The following is a 19985-nucleotide window of genomic DNA, read 5'->3' on the forward strand; positions in this document are numbered from 1 at the left end:
GCGATGGCCATTGAATGAAATATGGCTGTTCCGTTAATTTGAAAATTGATTCTGTATACTTATGAAGTACAACGTTCAGTGGCTTGCTGATAAATTTGATCGTGAAGAGAAACTGGAATTTATATTCTTCTGGGGCCACACCAATAATCGAGGTGACTCGGTGGGTAAATTCATATTCAGTCAATGGTACCCCTCGTCATTTATTGTGGATGGCGTTACGTATGCCACCGCTGAGCATTGGATGATGGCGCAGAAGGCAAAGCTGTTCAACGATGATGATATATTTCAGAAGATCATTTCAAGTGCGAAGCCTGGAGAAGTAAAAACGTTCGGCCGGCAGATCCGAAACTTTGATGAAGAAAAATGGAATGCACGCAAATATGAGATCGTTACGAACGGATCCATTCATAAATTTCAGCAGAATAAAATCCTGAAAGATTACCTGCTTAACACAGGCGACAAGGTATTGGTTGAAGCGAGTCCTTCCGATGCTATCTGGGGAATCGGACTACACCAGGATGAAAGGCAAATAGAAAACCCTCACACCTGGAGGGGCACAAATTTACTCGGCTTCGCTTTGATGGAAGCGCGGGATTTTATCAGGAATAAGGACACAGGTCAATGACAATCGATAGAGACTTACTATGCATCTGAATCTTCTTGTTCTTAAAAGTGCCCGTATGGAAAGGCTTGTCTCATTCTACAAGACGCTGGGAATACGTTTTGAACATCACCAACATCAACGCGGTCCTTTTCATTATGCAGCAGAGGTTGGTGATATGGTTTTTGAAATATACCCGTTGCCTGAAAATGAATCAGTAAATACGTCAATCCGACTTGGTTTCTCGATCGCGAATTTAGATACTGCCATCAACCAGTTAAGGAATGCCGGTGTAAAAATTGCGCGTGAACCGAAACAAACCGAATGGGGATATATAGGTATAGTTGAAGATCCTGATGGGAGAAAGGTAGAGCTGAAGCAGCTGACATAGTGAATGCTTTGCCGCAGAAGGAGCAGATTAACGCAGATAAAAAGTACAGACACGCATACTATACCCGACAGGAACGCAGCAAGGAATGCTACACCGTAACTATACAAACAAAAATCTGCGTCTATCTGTGTCCTCTGCGGGCAAAAAAGGCAGCATGTAAAAAGCTATATCGCAGATGCAGCATTCTCCGCAGGTAAAAACTATAGCACCGCCTGTTTTTTTGTTTACATATTTAATGCGATACTTGTAGTATAACCGAATAATGCGCGTATGCAAAAGATTTATTTAAGTGATGCTGGTCCGAAGGTTTCTCCCGCTGTATATGGTTTTTACCGCTGGGATACCGAACTGGAAAATGCCCCGGCATCGATGGAACGTATCGTTGCCCTTTGCCTTGAACTCGGCATTAATACTTTCGATCATGCTGATATATATGGTTCTTCACAATGCGAAGAATTGTTTGGCGCACTCCTCAGCAAGAAGTCGTTTAAAAGAGAAGATATAGTACTGTTTACCAAATGCGGGTTAAAGGTTCCGCAGGCTGGCGACTCATCCATACGCGTAAAGCATTACGATACTTCGGCTGCGCATATCAACCAAAGTGTAGAAAACTCGCTGCGTAAACTCAAGACCGACTATATCGATATATTTCTACTCGATCACCTCGACCATGTTTCAAACCTGGAGGAGACAGCTATAGCACTTGAGAAACTGATGAAGTCAGGGAAAATCAGGAATATTGGTGTTGCAAACTTTTCAGTGTTCCAGCACCAGTTGCTGGCATCGTACCTGCATACTCCTATAGTAACGCATCACCTGGAATTGAACCTACTCAATACGTCTGCACTCGACAACGGCCAGATAGACTATATCAAGCAACGCTATATGCGTCCGCTGGTTTCCGCACCAGTGGCCAGTGGCAGAATAGCTACCGGTACCGATGAACAGGCTGTACGTGTACGCAAGAAATTACAGGAGATGGCTGCGAAGTATACAGTAGATATAGAATCAGTAGCGGTTGCATGGCTCATTAAGCTCGGAGCACTTCCGCTGATTGGTACTCGCGAAGAGCAACGCATCCGTAACATCGCCAATGCCTTCAACATTCAGCTCGATCACCAGGATTGGTACGAACTTTATACCGCTTCACGCGGAGACATTTAGTCGTTGACTTGTTATCCGTGAATCGTTATTAGTAAAGACGATTAACGATTCACGGATAACGATTATCAACGCTCCACAGGAATATAGATGTGAAACGTTGCGCCCTCATTCAGCTTTCCCTCGGCCTGTATAAACCCATTGTGGTTATCCAGAATTCTTTTGCAGATGGAAAGACCTATACCAGTGCCGCTATATTCACTTTGCCCGTGCAGGCGTTGAAATACTTCGAAGATCCGGTTGCTATAGGCTTCATCAAACCCGATACCATTATCTGCTATTACAATATGATGAAACCGCTTCGTCATATCTCCGGTATAACCTTTAATCTGATCGGCCGTTACTTCATCAGCCCGGATAAGTATGTGCGGTCGTATATCTTTTCGTGAAAACTTGAGCGCATTGCTCAGCAGATTTACAAACAACTGCTGGAACTGAAAGCGTATCAAATCAAGTACAGGCAGCGGTAAAGCTTCAACCACAGCATGCTTGTCGCGAATCGTTTCATCGAGATCGCGCTTAACAATTTCAATGATCTCGTTCAGATCGACACGTTCAAAGTTACGTTCCTGTGTTGACGTTCTCGAATAGGCGAGAAGATCTTCAATGAGCGCCTGCATGTGTGATGTTGTGTTCACAATACGCTGCATATACTCTTTGCCTTTGTCGGAGAGAGTTTCTCCATCCACCTCCTTGATCCGGTGAATGAACGATTGTATTTTCCGAAGAGGAGCCTGCAGATCGTGACTGGATACATACGCGAAAGAAGTAAGTTCCTGGTTCATCTGCTCAAGCTCAGCATTCTTCTTTTTCATTCTGTCTTCAGCAGATTTACGCTCGGTAAGATCACGTGTTACTTTCGCGAAGCCGATCACATCGTGTGCATCATTGTGAAGTGCTGTGATGATCACGCTGCTCCAGAACAATGTTCCATCTTTACGTACGCGCCACCCTTCATACTCTGCTTTTCCCTGTTTGCGCGCCTGTTCTATAAATTTTTCAGCGAGGTGTAGCTCCTGGTCTTGTTGTGTATAAAATATACGGAAGTGTCGTCCGATCGCTTCTTCGGCCGTATAGCCTTTCAGTGTTTCGGCTCCCTTGTTCCAGTCAATAATATAGCCATCGTTGTCGAGCAGTATAAAGGAATAATCCTGCACTTCCGAAATCATCTTCTCCCAATATAAACTGGTCAGTTGGCTTCGGTTGCCAAGTGCTAGTTTTTTTTGAGACATCGAGCTCATAATATTTGTATTCTGATAAGAAACCTGTTCTACGAAATATAGTAATTCTGGTGTGAATACGATATCCGATGCTTACACCTTCAGTATATAATGCTGCTGACAGCATTCGGATGCCGACACTTGAGCCAGTAGCGCAGAATGAGGTGCATGGTTTTCTTTAATTCTTCGAAGCTGTTCTCTTTCAGAAAAAATCCCTGAACCGTAAGCTCGTAGGCTCTGCGTACCTGAGCCGGGCTTGCTGCCGTGGAGAAGAATATGAAGGGTATACTTTTTCGTTTCAGAAAGTGATCGTTATTGATGTGCTCCAGTAACTCAAGTCCATCCATCAACGGCATATTTATGTCGCAGATAATGAGCAGAGGCTTTTGCGTTGTCCGCTTCAGGTACTCAAAAACCTTGTTACCATTATTGAAGAAGAGGAGGTGATCTTCAATGCCGATTTCGGAGCAGACGGATTTCAGAATATCCTGATCGTCAGGGTCATCTTCAACAATTAGAATCGGTGAATTTAGAGGAATGATCAGTTGGTCCATCCGTGACGAACCATAAAATATAATGCCAGTTGAGGCTCGGACCGGGTATCCTCTGCGTTGTTTTTTCGGGGTAGGTGCATAAACAAAAAAAACCAGGAGCAAGCCTGGTTTTTTTCTATAGCTGAGCGTTTGCTTAGTTTGCTAACCGAACATTTACTGCATTTACGCCTTTTTTTCCCTGTTGGAGTTCAAAAGTCACTACATCGTTTTGACGGATTGAATCAACAAGCAATCCGGAAATGTGTACAAAGTAATCTTGTCCTGTTGCTGTTTCTTTGATAAAACCAAATCCTTTGGCTTCATTAAAAAATTTTACTGTTCCTTCTTTCATTGAATTAAATAAAAATCGATACAAAGGTAAGAGATAAACCTTAAGGCAGTACACCTTTTCTTGGCTTATCCGGAAATTAACGTTAAAGTATCACATAAATTGCTTACTTTTGTGTTTCGATTCCGCTAATTCCCCGAAAAAAGAACTTTAGGCGTCAGAAATTTTTTTTAGCTAATCCAATTGACAGCCTCTCTTTACACAACATTTTAACATGACATTTGAAAATTTGAATTTAATAGAGCCTCTTTTGCGTGCTCTAAAAACAGAAGGATATTCCAAGCCCACACCCATTCAGGCACAGGCCATACCCGTTTTACTGGAACGGAAAGATTTGCTCGGCTGCGCCCAAACCGGAACCGGTAAAACGGCTGCGTTTGCGCTGCCAATCCTTCACCTTCTTCATCAGGACGAACTGTTTGTGAAAGGACCTGTAGGTATAAAGGCCCTGATACTCACGCCAACCCGCGAACTTGCCATACAAATTGGTGACAGCTTTACAGCCTATGGAAAACATCTCCGTCTGTCGCATACCGTTATCTTTGGTGGCGTATCACAACATACACAGGTAAAGGCGCTACGTGATGGTGTTGATATACTCATTGCTACTCCGGGCCGACTACTCGACCTGATGGACCAGCGCTATGTAAAACTGCAGCACCTTAAAATGCTGGTACTCGATGAAGCCGACCGCATGCTCGACATGGGTTTTATTCACGATGTTAAAAAAGTTATAGCGCGTGTTCCAGCCAAACGACAAACTATTTTCTTTTCGGCTACTATGCCTCCGGAAATAGCTTCACTGGCTAACACCATTCTGAGCAACCCGGTAAAAGTAGAAGTAACTCCGGTTTCGTCTACTGCCAATACTATTAACCAGTCTGTATATTTTGTAGAAAAGGGCAACAAGCGCAAGCTGCTGCACCATATTTTACAAGACCGTTCCATTGCAACAGCGCTTGTGTTTACCCGCACTAAACATGGTGCCGATCGTGTAGCCAAGCAGTTGAATGAAGCCGGTATACGCGCGGAAGCTATACATGGCAATAAATCACAAGGGGCCAGACAACGTGCACTCAGCAATTTCAAATCGCGCAAGACTCGCGTGTTGGTAGCGACCGATATCGCGGCACGCGGTATTGATGTGGAAGAACTCACACACGTGATCAACTTCGAGCTCCCCAATGTACCCGAAACGTATGTACACCGCATTGGTCGTACCGGTCGTGCCGGAGCCAGCGGTATATCGATATCTTTCTGTGACGAAGAGGAAAAGGAATTCCTGGATGACATCCAGAAAATAATCGGCAAGAAAATTCCTGTGGTAGACGATCATCCATACCCGATGATCCGTGCCGGCATGCCGAAACCCATTTCACAACCCCGCACCGCCACACAACGCAACGGCCATACGCAGAACTCCCGCCCGAACGGCAACCACAACCCACAGACCCCTGCGAAGAGGAAAAAGAAGTGGTATCCGAAGAGATAGTGTTGACGTGTTGATGTGTTGAAGTTAAAGAACCCCAACACATCAACACCCCAACACATCCGCACATCACCGCGAACAGATTTCCCGATAATCACAAAAACCGCAAACCTTCAGGTCATCGGTTTGATCGAAGGGCACGGTGGGGTTGAAGAGTTCGTGGAGGAGTGTGAGTAGATGCTTTTCGAATTCCGGAAGGTATGGGGTTGCATCATCAATACGATGTTTGCCGAGGTATAGGCCATATTCAAAATCATCTTTGAAGATTTCTTTTCGATTGATAAGTCCTGGCTGGATTTTTACTTCGGGCGATCGTGTTGCATTTCGCTGCGCATATACCCATGCATAGAGCATTGCCTGAAAGGCTGCCTTGTTCCGTTTGGGATCGCGCCTGAAGAGCGATTCTATACTCTCAAATTTATTCTCGTCCTTCCCGGTTTTATAGTCCAGGATGCGAACGGTGTTTGCTTTCTCATCCACGCGGTCGATAAGACCTCCCAGTACAATGGAAAGTGTTTTGTCACGTTGCGTGATGTTAACTGGTGTGGTGAAATTTTTGGCTTCGAGAAACTCGATTGTGAAAGGAGTATATACCTTGTCGTACGAAAGTACTTTTAATGCAAACTTCTTTACCATTTCCTTTACTACCAGTTGACGACCATCGTATTCAAATACTTTGGTGTCGGGTAAATGAAAGTGTTGGCGGAATGCGAGTTCAATGAATCGCTCCAGCTTTGCATTTACATTTATAAAGTGTTCTTCCTTTACAGCCCACTGTCCTGCCGGTGGACGAAGGTCCTGGTAGAACAACTCCATCACCTTGTGAAATATATTTCCAAAGATGCGCGCATCGGCTTCTTCTTCTACTTCATCCGGCTCGCGTATTTCGAGCAGGTGCTTGAAGTAAAATTTCAATCGACACTCCAGGTATGTATTCAGTGTAGAAGGAGTTAGGGCTTTTCCAAAGTAACGTTCAAGCTTTTCCAGTACGTCAGCTTTCTTGTCTATTGCTATAGGTTTGGCTTCATGTACCTGCACCGGGTTATAGAGTATCTTCCGTTCGTGCGCCCAGTCAGTTTCATAAATGAGCTGGTATAGATAGCGACTCATCTCACCTGTACCCAATACATCGGGCTCGGTATTATAGTATAGATCGATGGTTTCAGCACGTTGTAACAGCCGATAGAAAAGATAGGCATACATAGCATCCTGGTGTTCGGATGTAGGCAAGCTATAGGCTCTGCGGATGTTATGCGGTATATAAGAACCTTGTCGAGGCGCAGAAGGCCACAAACCTTCGTTCAGCGAAAGTATAATAACGTGATCGAAGTCCAGGTTACGCGTTTCAAGCACCCCCATAATTTGCAAACCCTTCAGCGGCTCACCGGTAAACGGTACTTTTTCAGTGCGCACGATCTGGCGGAACATACGCTGCTGCATGCGGAGTTCCATCGGCTCGCTGAGGGTAAGTTCCTGCACCCGCGACAGTATACGATGAAAGTGAAAAGCAAATTCTTTCTCCATCAACCCACCGGCATCCGGTGATGTAGCAAGTGCTTCCACTACGCGAATAAGATACGCGAGAAATTCTTCAGTCGGTACAATGCGGAAAACCTCTTCGAGCAGTTCATGTTTCTTCTCGAAGAATGATGGTGCTATATGTACCTGGTTGTTCTTGTGTATAAACTCCCGCCACTGCGCTGCTTCTTCGCCCACACGTGCCTTCAGGTAGGGGTGGTTGAGAAGGGCCAGTACATAGCGGTAGTAAAATTCATCTTTACGTTTATGCAGGTGCAGCTCAAACAGGAAATCAATGAGCGAATAGTAAGGTGTACTCACCAACGGAAAACCCATGGTGACATTGATAGACTGTAGCGAAGGCGGCAAAGCATAAAGCACCGACATGAGCATATTTTCATCGGGAAGCACGATCACGGTGCGCTCCGCTATATTCTGTTCGGCCAGTAGGCGTAGCGTTGTATCAAGTTGTTGTGCGAGTAATTTAGGTTGACCGGCTTTTTGCGGTACACCCAATACCGTAATTTTCTTGGCTTGTCCTAAATACGTTTTCGGTTCAGGCGGAAAAGTTTGTCCGAGCACCGTATGTTTTCGATACTGTCTGAAAAATGTACCGGCTTCACGGTGCGGTTCATTTACATAGAATGCATCTTCATCCCAATATATACGTGTGTCACGATGTTCTGTAAACCACGTCAGGATTTTCTCTTCGGCTGATGTGAGCGCATTGAAACCGGCAAACACATATTTAGTATTGACTTCTTTCTTCTTAGCGGCTGGTACGAATTTGTCAATGTTCTCGGCTACATGGCGATGGATCATGCCGGAGTAACCGATCTTCTCCTCCATCAGTTGCTGGCGAAACGCTGTATATACCGGGTATAAACTCTGCCACAGCTCGAGGAACTTTCGTTTACTGGCCGAAGAACCAAAGTCGATGGTTTGCCAGAACTCGATAAGGAACTGTTTCTGTTCTTCGGTGAGGTAATCGAAATACTGATCGAGTTCTTTTTGATTACTCAGATCTTTAAACAGGCCCGCAGCATGTACCAGGTATTTATCGAGTTCATCAAAATCACGCAATAGCATTTCTCCCCAGAAGTAAAAACGATCGAGGTTTTCATCCGAGTTTGTAATGCGTTTAAATACGCGGTATAAACTGACAATAAGCGAAAGTTTATCAGCTTCCTGCAGATCAGAAAATGTACCAATAAATTCTTCAATGCTTACAATATTGGGTGCCCACCGCGGGGTGTCCAATTGTTCGGCAAGCGCTTTTCTGAAATATAGCGAAGCACGCTTGTTGGGAAAGATCACCGTGAGGTTGTCCCAATCGGTATATTCCTTTCTGATGGTATCGGCTATTTCCTGGATAAATGTTCTCATACTGTTTTGCACACCCGCTCATTTACATATACCAGATAACCTTTTATTTCTTCCAGGCCCATGGTTTTCAGAATGGATATATACTCGTTTACCTGATGTTCGTCTTCTTTTTTCGGTGCACCCGTTTTATAGTCAATGAGGATGGCCCGTTTTTCTTGTATAGCAATGCGATCAATTCTGCGTTCACTTCCATCCGGCATGATCAGCGATGCTTCGCGCTTTAATACCACATCTTCGGCAAATGCCGGTCGCAGTGGAGGATGTGTTACAATCCACTTGACAGCGTCTTCTATAACGGCATGTTCATCTTTGTGGATGAGTCCTTCCTTCATGGCCTGCTCCAGGGTTACTGCTATATCTGCTTCCGTTTTGATGCGCGCCATCAGCGTATGCAGAAATATACCATAGTTGATTTTCTTGCGCTGCTCGGTCTGCTGGAAAAATTCTTTACCACGCGTTCGTATCTGCAGGCGCTCCCGCCATGGAGTAATATAATAGTGTTTCAGAATGAGCGAATTGTTAACAGGCGCCTCATTGCTTTCATCTTCAATCGTGCCGATGGTAAGTGTCCTGTTGCCTGAAGACCAGTATTGCTGAAACGCATCGCTTGTCTCAACGGCACGCTCGGTCAATTTACCGATATGATTGATGCTGCCCGATTTGCTATAGGGCGCCAGCGCAATCAAACCCTGCTCCGCACGCGTAAAGGCAACATACAGTAAATTGAGGTTGTCAAGGTATATACGTTTTCGCTCTTCGGTATAATATTCATGAAAGCACGTGTTCTCCAGCTTGCTGCTATACTTCAGCGGCAGGTAACCTATATCTTTAAACAACGGCTCATCCGAACGACACCAGAGTATAGGCGATTTCATAGGCGGATGGTTCAGTTCCCAATTAAGAAATGGTATAATAACATAGCGGAACTGAAGTCCTTTGGATTTATGTATCGTAATGATCTGCGCGGCATCCACACCACCGGCAACCTGTATAGACTTTTTATGTTTGTTATCGTCCCACCATTGTAAGAAAGAAGCCAGATCACTTTTCTCGCGCATGCTGAATTCCAGCACTACATCCTGAAATGCCTGCAGGTATGCAATCTCGGTAGAGAGCTTGCCGAGGTTAAACATGTGAATGAGATTTTCAACCAACTCTACTAACGGCAACGCAGCCAGTACATCCTCCTGGTCGGTGAACGGTGGAGGCACCAGTTTGGCAAACTCTTTTGTTTTACTGTTGGAAAATAATTTATGCTGATTCGGAAATGCCTGTTGTGGCCAGAGTTTCTGATACTCGTATGCGAGCTGTGCGCGGGCAATTAAATTCTTGCCGTCTTCCAGCAGGCGCATGGCATTAATGAGCACCACTACGGACGCTGCCTGATCGAGACGAAGCGATTCGTTGGACACCACATCGTATTTATACTCCGGCTTAGCCTCAGCTGACGACCGGTACTGCATGAAATACTGCGCGATCATCTGGCCTTCGCTGTTATCGCGAACCAGGAACGCTATATCGCGCAACGCTATACCTTTTTGCTGCAGGTTTTCCAATATACCGGGAAGCTGCTCCAGCGAAACATCTTCAAATTTTACTTTACCTTTCTCATTCTCTTCATCTCCATTTTTTTGTGCAGCTTCGACTGTATCTAAAAACTGAATGGATATATAGCCCTTGCCGGGATGACGGAATACTTTTTGCGATGCATCGCTATACGACTGCTGCGGAAATATAGTATTGGTCTCTTTACTGATGATGTTGGAAGCTGCCGCAAACAAAGCGTTGTTGAATGTCACTACGTTTCCCGCACTGCGGTAATTGGTATCCAGCGGAAATGTATCGATCATCAGTTCGCCTACGTCCTGCTTTACTTTTTCCTGTAATATATTCAGGTCACCACCTCGCCAGCGATATATAGATTGTTTAATGTCGCCTACAATGAGACTTCTGTAATTTTGCGCTATACCGTTCTTGATGAGTGGCAGTATATTCAGCCATTGAAAGCCCGATGTATCCTGGAACTCATCAATCAGAAAGTGGCGATAGAATGAACCAACCTTCTCGTATATAAACGAAGTGTCCTGACCTTGCATAACGCCTTGCAAAAACTGCGGAGCATCGGAGAGCAGCATCAGGTTGTTCTCACGAAGATACTCTCGTAGTGTCTTTGAAATATCCGAAAGCAGTCCGAATACATATAGATTACGCAGCGCCTGTTCGGCGGAAAAATAAGATATACTTTCTTTTTCAATGTACCCGATCAGCGAAGCCAGTTGAGACAACCACGCCTGATTACCTTTGGAGACAATAACCGATGCATTAGGACCTTTGGATGGCCACTCGGCTGCGTCAACCATCATTCCCATCACACGCGTACCCGGAAGTTTGATTTCTTCTTCGAGGCCTGCTATATACGAATATATACTCCCGGATTTGCCATACTTGAAATCGGTGATGGCAAGTCCGTGGTCGTGAAAATCTTTCAGCAGGTTGCGGGCATCCGAGCGTACCCTATTCTCAAATTGTTTTACGACACGTTGTAATTTTTCGCGCGTGCTTTTAAAGAACTCTTTGTTCTCGGTAGCACGCAGCACCTGCTCTTCAATTACTTTGAATTCTTCTTTGAAAATCTCTTTGGAGAAGTCGAGCAGCGCAGAACGTATGTCCCAATCTTTACCTTCCACCAGTCGCTCGAGTGAAAATTCCAGCACCCAGCCGCGCAGTTCATCGTCATCCGAAAGGTTATCCATTACCTGGTCAATCACCTCTTCCAGTACTAAGTCATTATCAACTTCCAGGCGAAAATTACCGAGCAGGTTTGTCTCGCGCGTAAAGGAACGGATCACCCGCTGAAAGAAAGCATCGATGGTGCTGATTGAAAACTGCGAGTAATTATGCAGAATAAGCGAGAGCACTTCGCGACTGCGATCTCTAAACTGTGCAGGTGTAAAAAGTTTTCCTTCCTTTTGAAAGTCACCCTGTATCTCTGTTGCCAGATCTTCACTCTTACCGTGAACAAAATCATCCAGGTACCGGATGATGCGGTCTTTCATCTCCTGCGTACTCTTGTTGGTAAAGGTCATGGCCAGGATATACCGGTAGTACTCCGGGTAACGCAGCGCAAGCTTGAGGTATTCCTTTGCCAGCGTACGCGTTTTACCCGAGCCAGCAGAGGATCGATAGATATGGAAGGTCTTTTCGGTCACGAGGCCGAAGTAAATCTAATCGCAGCACTTACGCAATGTACAGGATGCAGAATACTACGTTGAAAAGCAATCAGTCTCAAAGTGACTCGTGCACAGGCAGTTCATCACACCTGTGTATCACTTTTCAAACGAGCCGTATGGCGGAATTACCGCGTGCGGAATTTTCGCGCATCATTATTAAAAAAGTAACCACCGAAATTGAAACTTAACTTTTAATTTACAGCCGTGTTTTCATTAAAAGACTGAACAAAAAACAGTATCTTGAATTAAATCTGCCTATGCTGCGCAAGCTTTATTTACTGGGCCCGAAGATCGCTTATTCCTTCCCGGTTCAGTTATTGTTTAACAACATCAAGCGTAACCATGTGTTAATGCTATGCTGGGTGGTGCTTTTTGCCATGGTTACCGGCAGCTTTGGTAAATATCTCGGTATACCGTATCTCTTTCTGGATCCCGAGTATCTCAATGCGGTAAATTTCAGAAGCTTTTTTATCATGGGACTTGTAACGGCAGGTTTCATTACGGCTTTTCACATTACCTGCTATATAACCGATGGACATCGTTTTTCTTTTGTAGGAACCTTGTCGCGTCCCTTCTCACGATTTGCGCTGAACAATAGTATTATACCGGTGGTATTCATGATCACCTATATCTACGAGATTGTAGAGTTTCAAATCCACAACGAATATAGTTCGCCCGGCATTCTTGCGTGGAATCTTACCGGCCTGTTAACCGGCTACGTGGTAATGACGCTGATCTTCTTTATATACTTCTGGTTTACCAACAAAGATATCTTCAAGTATGTAGTGTGCCGCATTGATGAGAAGATCAAGCAGAACGTACAGGTAACGCGCGCCAGTGTTATGAAGAAACTGGATATAGCGCGCAAGAAACAGGTGCGTGTTGATAATTACCTGGACTACGATCTGAAGGTAAAGGAAGTGGAGGAGCATACGTTCTACGACAAGGCTACCATTCTGCAAGTGTTCGATCAGAATCATTTTAACCTGGTGGTGATTGAGTTGATGATCTTCATCATTATTACTGTACTCGGTATCTTTAAAGATTACCCGATGTTTCAGCTTCCGGCAGCGTCCAGCTTTATTATATTCCTTACGGTTTTTGTGATGATGGCCGGTGCATTTTCATACTGGTTCGGAAACTGGTCTGCAACGGTAGCCATACTGCTTTTCCTCATCTTTAATTACCTGGTAGGCGAAGAATTCTTTACCAAAAAATACGAAGCATTTGGATTGGACTATCAGCGACATACTGCCGAGTATTCGATCCGGTCGTTGCAACAACTGAATGACAGTACACATATTCAGCGCGATCGCCAGGCTACATTTGTTATGCTGGAGAACTGGCGTAAAAAATTTCCGGCAGAGCGTAAACCTAGAATGGTTTTTGTCTGCGCGAGTGGTGGCGGTAAACGTGCCGCGTTGTGGACACTCACTGCGATGCAGGCGTCTGACAGTTTAACGAATGGTAAATTACTGGAGAACACCATTCTGATTACAGGAGCTTCCGGTGGATTAATTGGCGCAAGCTATTATCGTGAGTTGAAGCTGCAGCAAAAGCTGGGAAATAATGTTCGTCCCAATGCGATGATGCACAGGCGCAAGATTGCTACCGATAACCTGAACCCGCTCATATTTAGTCTCATGGCCAACGATCTCTTTGTGGGCTTCACTAAATTTGAATACGGTGGCAACTTCTATTACCGCGATCGCGGCTATACCTTTGAAGAACAGCTTAACCAGATTACCGAAGAGTATCTGAATAAACCCATTGCAGCATACGACAGTGCCGAGCGTAATGCTGTGATCCCAATGATGATTCTGACACCAACCATTGTAAACGATGGCCGCAAGCTATATATAGCATCGCGCCCCGTCTCGTTCATGAATTATGATATTCTCAATTTCCCGCAGCATGCTTTTCCGAAAATAAGTGGCGTTGATTTTCAGACCTTGTTTGAAGATCACAACGGTGCCAACCTTCGTTTCCTGTCGGCATTGCGCATGAGTGCTACGTTCCCCTATATTACGCCTAACACAACATTGCCTACCGAGCCCGCTATAAAAATTATGGATGCCGGTATATCCGATAACTTTGGCGTATCGGATGCTGTGCGGTTTTTGTTTGCCTTTAAAGACTGGATTGCCGAGAATACTTCCGGAGTAATTTTCGTTTCCATTCGCGACTCTCCTAAACTCGATAACGTAAAACAAAGAACAGGACAAACCATTGTCGATGATTTCACGCAGCCGATCAGCAGTGTCTATAATAACTTTGAAAATTTTCAGGATATAAACAGCGATATGCTGATAGGACACGCCAAGTCATGGTTCAAAGGTTCCATCGATCGTATCGATCTTCAATACGAAACGGAAAACTACGTGCCGATTCTGCAGAATATGGATAGCATCCGTCAACACAATTCACGCGCATCCTTAAGCTGGCGCCTCACCACCCGCGAGAAATATAGCATCGAATACACGATCAACTCCACCGAGAACCAGGCACAGCTCATGCGACTAGCCGCGCTGCTGGGAGATTCGTTGCTGGTTAGTCGTTAGTCGTTATCCTTGAATCGTTATCAGGTAATCGTTAATGATTTACTGGCAAACTGTAATATACTTCTGAAGTGATTGCATGAAGGGAGTGTATATTGTTCTACACTTAATAATGTAGCGATAAAGTATACTCTCTTAAACTCCCCTAGCAACCAGAAGCTCGCAGCCAGTAACTTTTAAACTATATTGCATGCCGAATGACATCACACGAACAACTGCAAAAAACATTCGAGCTAATTAAACTCGAGCGGCAAGCTGATCTGGAGTATTATCGTCAGAAAGTTTTGTTGCGTTCTATTCACGAACGTACCAAAGAAGGTACAACGTGGTATCCACTTCGTTTCAACCGCGACTATATCGGTACAGGCGAGCGTCTTATTATTGAAGTAGAGCGAACCAATCACCTTGATCAGCCGCATGCTTTTCAGAGTGGTAAATCCGTGAGTGTATTTTCCAATGCATCGGGTAAACCGGAGAAGGAGCATGTGAATGGAGTGGTAAATTATGTTCGTGATAATGTGATGTCCATTACATTGAACAGCGATGATGTTCCCGATTGGATCGAAGATGGTTTGGTAGGTGTAGATGTGATGTTTGATGAGATGAGCTATCGCGAAATGGAATTCGCACTGAAAGAAGTGATGAAGGCCGAGGACAATCGCGTAGCGATGTTGCGCGAGATTTTGTTGGGAGGAGAGAAGAGTTTACGGTTGAAAGTGGAAAGTGTCAGGACAGCAGATGGCAGTATACAAGCTATACCAACAACTTCGCTATTAAATAGCAGTCAGCATGAAGCACTCACCAAGGTAATGGAGACTGCAGATATAGCGTTTGTTCATGGTCCTCCGGGAACAGGCAAAACTACAACGTTGGTGCAGGCTATCATTGCAACGGTACGGCTGGAGAAACAGGTATTGGTTTGTGCGCCCAGTAACGCTGCCGTTGATTTACTCGCTGATAAATTATCGGAGCAGGGCATGAACGTTTTGCGTATAGGGCATCCCGCCCGCGTAACGGAACAATCGCTGAGTAAAACGCTGGATGCACGTATAGCGGCTCACAGTAATTATGGTGAACTTCGCGAGATACGCAAGCGCATGGAACAAGTGCGCAGCATGGCTTCCAAGTATAAACGTAACTTTGGTTTTCACGAACGCGAGCAACGCAAACTGCTGAAGCAGGAAGTAAAACTGTTGAAGTCTGATGCCGACATGCTGGAGTTCTATATCATCAACGACCTGTTGCAAAACAGTGATGTGATCTGCGCTACGCTGGTAGGGTCATCGCATCCGACACTGCGCGGTAAAAAATTCAGGACAGCATTTATAGATGAGGCGGGCCAGGCACTGGAGCCTGCCTGCTGGATACCGATACTTCGATCGGAGCGAATAATTTTTGCAGGCGATCATTTACAATTACCGCCTACTATAAAATCAAATGAAGCGGCAAGAGCAGGTTTGTCTCAAACGCTTTTTGAAAAAGGAATCGAGAAACATCCCGGTCAATCGTCCATGCTACAGGTTCAATATCGCATGCACGAAGACATTATGAAATTCTCTTCGCAATATTTTTATAAGGACGAGCTTATTGCTGATGCTTCTGTGAAGCATGAATTACTTCGCCCCAACCAGGCACCGGTAGAGTTTATCGATACCGCGGGCGCAGGTCATGCCGAGGAACAGGACAAGGAAACACTTAGCCGTTTTAATCATGAAGAAGCACAGGTATTGATCCGCAGGGTCGAGAAGCTCGTGGAAGAAGTTGGTATAGAAGAATGGGCTGAGCAAAAAATTACGCTCGGTATAATAACACCGTATCGCGCGCAGGTAGACTATATATTGAAACTCACAGAAGCATCTTCTATACTAGAGCCGTTACATGGTCTTATATCTATTAATACCGTAGATGCTTTTCAGGGACAGGAGCGCGATGTGATCGCCATAAGCTTTGTACGCAGCAACGACAAAGGTGAAGTCGGTTTCCTCGGTGATATACGAAGAACCAACGTAGCCATGACACGCGCACGCAAAAAACTCATTATGATTGGCGACAGCGCAACGCTGGGCTCACATCCTTTTTATCTTGAGTTGATCGAGTACGTTCAGCAAAAGGAATTTTACAAAAGCGTTTTTGAGATTGAATAATTTTTAAGCCTGCAGAGGATACAGATGTTCGCAGAAGTTTTTTAAATATAATATCTGGGTTAATCTGTGCCTTCTGCGGGCAAAAGGTATTAGTTATGGTTTATGCAGAGTATATATTAAAGTTTTACAAGTCGTTGTCGATTGATGTAGAGTTGCCCGAAGGGGTAGAGGTGATGAATCCTTACCAGGATACCGTTGCTTTTGACTTAAGCCGACAGTTCTACGAGAAGTTTTACAACGATAGCAATCCGCGAACGCTCATCTTCGGTATTAATCCCGGCAGGTTTGGTGGAGGTATAACGGGTGTTCCTTTTACTGACCCGGTGAAATTGGAAAAGCTCGGTATAGTCAACAACCTGAAAAAGAAAGTAGAACTCTCCGCAGATTTTATATACGCTATGATTGACGCCTATGGTGGCGCTGAAAAATTCTATCATGATTTTTACATCACGGCACTCAGCCCGTTAGGGTTTGTGAAAGACGACAAGAACCTCAATTACTACGATATAAAATTTTTGCAACAAACGGTAGAGCCTTTTATGCTGAAATGTATTCGACAGCAACTTGACTTCGGGGTTAACCGCCAGCGATGCTATTGCCTGGGTGAAGGCGAGAACTTCAAATACCTTTCCTCGATCAACAAGAAGCATAACTTTTTTGAGACCGTTATACCGTTGGCACATCCACGCTTCATCATGCAGTATAAACGCAAGAGTATCGATGTATATATCCAGGACTATATGCGCAAGTTTCGAAGCTGACCCGCTGCACTCGTTGTTGTTATTGTAATAAAAAGAGTCACGTTTTAGAGTTTCATTGCTACCCTGAAATATGCCCGCCTGCGGACAGGTACGTTCACATTTGACCGGACTTATTCTCAGATAATGCTTTAAATCCCGCAGAATCAGGGATTTTTTCCATGGCATCGATCTTGGACTTACCGGGAACCCGTGGACACTATATTTGAATTAAACCCGGTTATATGCTATTCAACTACATCAAAATTGCTTTCCGTTCCATACTGAAATTTAAAGGTTATGCAACTATAAACCTGCTGGGACTTGCACTCGGTCTTGCCGTTGGTATACTTATCATGCTATATGTGTTCGATGAGTTGTCGTACGACAAGTTTCATGCGAACAAGGATCGTATTTACCGGGTAGAAAGTCTGTTTTATAAAAATGCTTCCGGTGAGAAGGACGCGATAGCAACCAATGCCTGGCCGGTAGGAGTAACGTTGAAAAAGGATTTCCCGGAAGTAGAATCGGTGCTATATGCGAAGAGCGGCTCGATGCTCTTGTTGAATCATAATGATAAACGGCTCAAGCAACGCATACACTTTGTATCACCGGAGTTTCTCTCCATGTTCTCTTTTCCGCTGGTAAAAGGAAATCCGGATAAAGCATTAACGGAACCCAACACCGCAGTGCTGACGGAGTCGATGGCTGAAAAACTTTTTCCGGGTGGTGATGCCCTGAACAAAAATATAACACTGGCAGATACACTGCAGTTTATGGTAACGGGTATATTAAAAGATATACCTTCCAACTCGCATATTCAATTGGACATTGCTTTGTCTTTCTCATCGTATCCGCTGCTGGATAAATATTTTACATACGATGAAGGCTGGGGAAATATCAACGTATCAAACTATATTCTTCTGAAAGAAGGTACAGACATTGAGACATTCCGTGCCAAAGCAGAAAATGTTTATACAGAGCACGCCAGCGACATGCTGAAGCAATGGGGAACCGAAGGCAAAGTTGTATTTACACCGCTGTCGGATATATACCTTCGCGCAACAAATGAAAACCGGATGGGCTCCACCGGAAGCATTGATCGCGTTTACCTGGTATCGGCTATAGCAGCGTTTGTGATTCTGCTGGCCTGTATAAATTTTGTGAACCTTACTACAGCACGCTCAGTATACCGGGCTAAGGAAGTTGGACTCCGTAAAGTGGTGGGCTCAACCCGCAGTATACTTATTCGCCAGTTTCTCAGCGAGTCGTTTGTACTTACTTGTATAGCACTGTTGTTTGCTGTAACACTGGCGGGTGTATTGCTGCCGATCTTCAATCAACTGCTGGATAAATATTATACCCTGAATACATTGGTGAGTCCGGCTATACTGGCGGGTATAGCATGCCTCGTAATTGTTGTAACGTTTCTTTCCGGTTATTATCCTGCCTGGGTTATGTCAGGCTTGCGTCCGGTAGAAGTGCTCAAAGGAAAAATGCAGTCGAGCGCGCGCGGTGTGCAGCTTCGAAGAACACTCGTAGTGTTTCAGTTTGTTATTTCACTGAGTCTTGTATTGGGTACACTCATTGTTATCAACCAGCTTCGCTTTATGCAGCAGCAGGAGCTGGGCTTTGCCAAAGATGAGATCTTCGTGGTGAATGCAGCACGTGCCCGGTCGGTAAACGCAGAAGCATATGAGACGTTCCGGAATGAAGTACGATCGCTCGCCTTTGTAGACGATGTAACGTTTACCAATTCATTGCCGGGTAATCCGGGTTGGTTAGGACAAGTATCTTTCCCGGAAGGTAAATCCGGTGATGATGCGATCAGTGTTGAGTATATGGCCGTGGATGATCATTATATGCAAACACTCGGTCTTGAACTGATCGCGGGCGAACGTTTCAGTAAAGATCATGCTGCATTGTTAAAAGATGGTTTAGTATTGAATGAGACAGCAGTCTCGGATTTCGGCTGGGCATCGCCTGAGGAAGCGATCGGTAAGAAGATCACATCACCATCAGGTTATCCGGAAGGTGAAGTAATTGGTGTTGTAAAAGATTACCACCAGTTCGGATTGCAGCAAAATATAGGGCCTATGGTAATGGACTTCAATCCGAACGCGAGTTATATGTATGCTATCCGATACAAAGCTGCTGATACACAACAATTGATCGAAACGCTGGGCACACTTTGGAAGAAGCACTTTCCTGGCTATGATTTTAATTACTTCTTCCTCGACCAGGATTTTGAAAGACAATATCAAACAGAACAGAAGCTCGTCAATGTCTTTGGATTGTTCTCGGTCGTAACCATTGTCATTGCTATGATCGGCCTCCTTGGACTCGTTTCCTTCATGGTACTGTCTAAAACCAAAGAGATTGGTGTCCGCAAAGTATTGGGTGCAGATATACTCCAGATCACCACGTTGCTCTCGAAGGAATTTATAGTGCTGGTAGTTGTCGCGAATGTAATTGCTATACCACTCGCGTGGCTTACCGCGGCACGCTGGCTTGAAAATTACGCCACCCGCATCAGTGTAAATCCGCTGGTGTTTATAATTGCCTTTATTGTTTTATTGTTGATTACGTTGGTTACTATAAGCTTCCAGACCGTGAAGGCGGCATCGGCCAACCCGGTCGACTCGCTGCGAAGTGAATAATATATAGC

At 44.8% G+C, this 19985-nt stretch carries 13 protein-coding genes; 8 read left to right on the forward strand and 5 right to left on the reverse strand.

The window, feature by feature from the left end; translation table 11 throughout:
* Positions 1–61: 61 nt before the first annotated feature.
* From ACFQ21_RS29600 to ACFQ21_RS29610, 3 genes are all read left to right on the forward strand, one after another.
* Positions 62–625 carry an NADAR family protein gene (locus tag ACFQ21_RS29600; RefSeq protein ID WP_377586300.1) on the forward strand — a complete coding sequence of 188 codons (564 nt, stop codon included), beginning with the start codon at positions 62–64 and terminating at the stop codon, positions 623–625.
* Between the two features lie 19 nt (positions 626–644).
* Positions 645–992 carry a VOC family protein gene (locus ACFQ21_RS29605; protein ID WP_377586302.1) on the forward strand — a complete coding sequence of 116 codons (348 nt, stop codon included), beginning with the start codon at positions 645–647 and terminating at the stop codon, positions 990–992.
* Between the two features lie 270 nt (positions 993–1262).
* Positions 1263–2156, forward strand: coding sequence for an aldo/keto reductase (locus ACFQ21_RS29610; RefSeq protein WP_377586304.1), 894 nt, complete (start codon positions 1263–1265; stop codon positions 2154–2156).
* 65 nt (positions 2157–2221) lie between these two features.
* On the opposite strand, the gene ACFQ21_RS29615 is transcribed toward ACFQ21_RS29610, so the two are convergent.
* The 3 genes from ACFQ21_RS29615 to ACFQ21_RS29625 all read right to left on the reverse strand — a co-directional run bounded on the left by ACFQ21_RS29615 (position 2222) and on the right by ACFQ21_RS29625 (position 4258).
* Positions 2222–3385, reverse strand: coding sequence for a sensor histidine kinase (locus ACFQ21_RS29615; RefSeq protein ID WP_377586306.1), 1164 nt, complete (start codon positions 3383–3385; stop codon positions 2222–2224).
* 89 nt (positions 3386–3474) lie between these two features.
* On the reverse strand, positions 3475–3927 hold the full coding sequence (locus ACFQ21_RS29620) for a response regulator (protein ID WP_377586308.1): 453 nt from the start codon (positions 3925–3927) through the stop codon (positions 3475–3477).
* Positions 3928–4060: 133 nt separating this feature from the next.
* Positions 4061–4258: a cold-shock protein gene (locus tag ACFQ21_RS29625; RefSeq protein ID WP_079690413.1), complete on the reverse strand. Its 198-nt coding sequence runs from the start codon at positions 4256–4258 to the stop codon at positions 4061–4063.
* Positions 4259–4469: 211 nt separating this feature from the next.
* Between ACFQ21_RS29625 and ACFQ21_RS29630 the strand changes: the two genes are divergently transcribed.
* The gene (locus tag ACFQ21_RS29630) at positions 4470–5747 is read left to right on the forward strand and encodes a DEAD/DEAH box helicase (protein ID WP_377586310.1); all 1278 of its coding nucleotides are present in this window, start codon (positions 4470–4472) and stop codon (positions 5745–5747) included.
* 66 nt (positions 5748–5813) lie between these two features.
* Here ACFQ21_RS29630 and ACFQ21_RS29635 read toward each other — a convergent pair whose 3' ends face one another.
* Both ACFQ21_RS29635 and ACFQ21_RS29640 read right to left on the reverse strand, forming a co-directional pair.
* The gene (locus tag ACFQ21_RS29635) at positions 5814–8648 is read right to left on the reverse strand and encodes a PD-(D/E)XK nuclease family protein (protein WP_377586312.1); all 2835 of its coding nucleotides are present in this window, start codon (positions 8646–8648) and stop codon (positions 5814–5816) included.
* On the reverse strand, positions 8645–11857 hold the full coding sequence (locus ACFQ21_RS29640; protein WP_377586314.1) for a UvrD-helicase domain-containing protein: 3213 nt from the start codon (positions 11855–11857) through the stop codon (positions 8645–8647). Before ACFQ21_RS29640 ends, ACFQ21_RS29635 begins: the two co-directional genes overlap by 4 nt.
* Before the next feature lie 278 nt (positions 11858–12135).
* Here ACFQ21_RS29640 and ACFQ21_RS29645 point away from each other — a divergent pair, with 278 nt between their 5' ends.
* From ACFQ21_RS29645 to ACFQ21_RS29660, 4 genes are all read left to right on the forward strand, one after another.
* Positions 12136–14439 carry a patatin-like phospholipase family protein gene (locus ACFQ21_RS29645; RefSeq protein ID WP_377586316.1) on the forward strand — a complete coding sequence of 768 codons (2304 nt, stop codon included), beginning with the start codon at positions 12136–12138 and terminating at the stop codon, positions 14437–14439.
* Positions 14440–14633: 194 nt separating this feature from the next.
* The gene (locus ACFQ21_RS29650) at positions 14634–16580 is read left to right on the forward strand and encodes an AAA domain-containing protein (RefSeq protein WP_377586318.1); all 1947 of its coding nucleotides are present in this window, start codon (positions 14634–14636) and stop codon (positions 16578–16580) included.
* Between the two features lie 95 nt (positions 16581–16675).
* Entirely contained in the window at positions 16676–17341 is a 666-nt protein-coding gene (locus ACFQ21_RS29655; RefSeq protein WP_377586320.1) for a uracil-DNA glycosylase family protein, read from the forward strand.
* 221 nt (positions 17342–17562) lie between these two features.
* Positions 17563–19977 (forward strand): ABC transporter permease, encoded by a 2415-nt coding sequence (locus tag ACFQ21_RS29660; protein WP_377586322.1) that lies wholly within the window; start codon positions 17563–17565, stop codon positions 19975–19977.
* Positions 19978–19985 lie beyond the last annotated feature (8 nt).

This window comes from Ohtaekwangia kribbensis (assembly GCF_042676245.1).
Lineage (GTDB): Bacteria > Bacteroidota > Bacteroidia > Cytophagales > Cyclobacteriaceae > Ohtaekwangia > Ohtaekwangia kribbensis.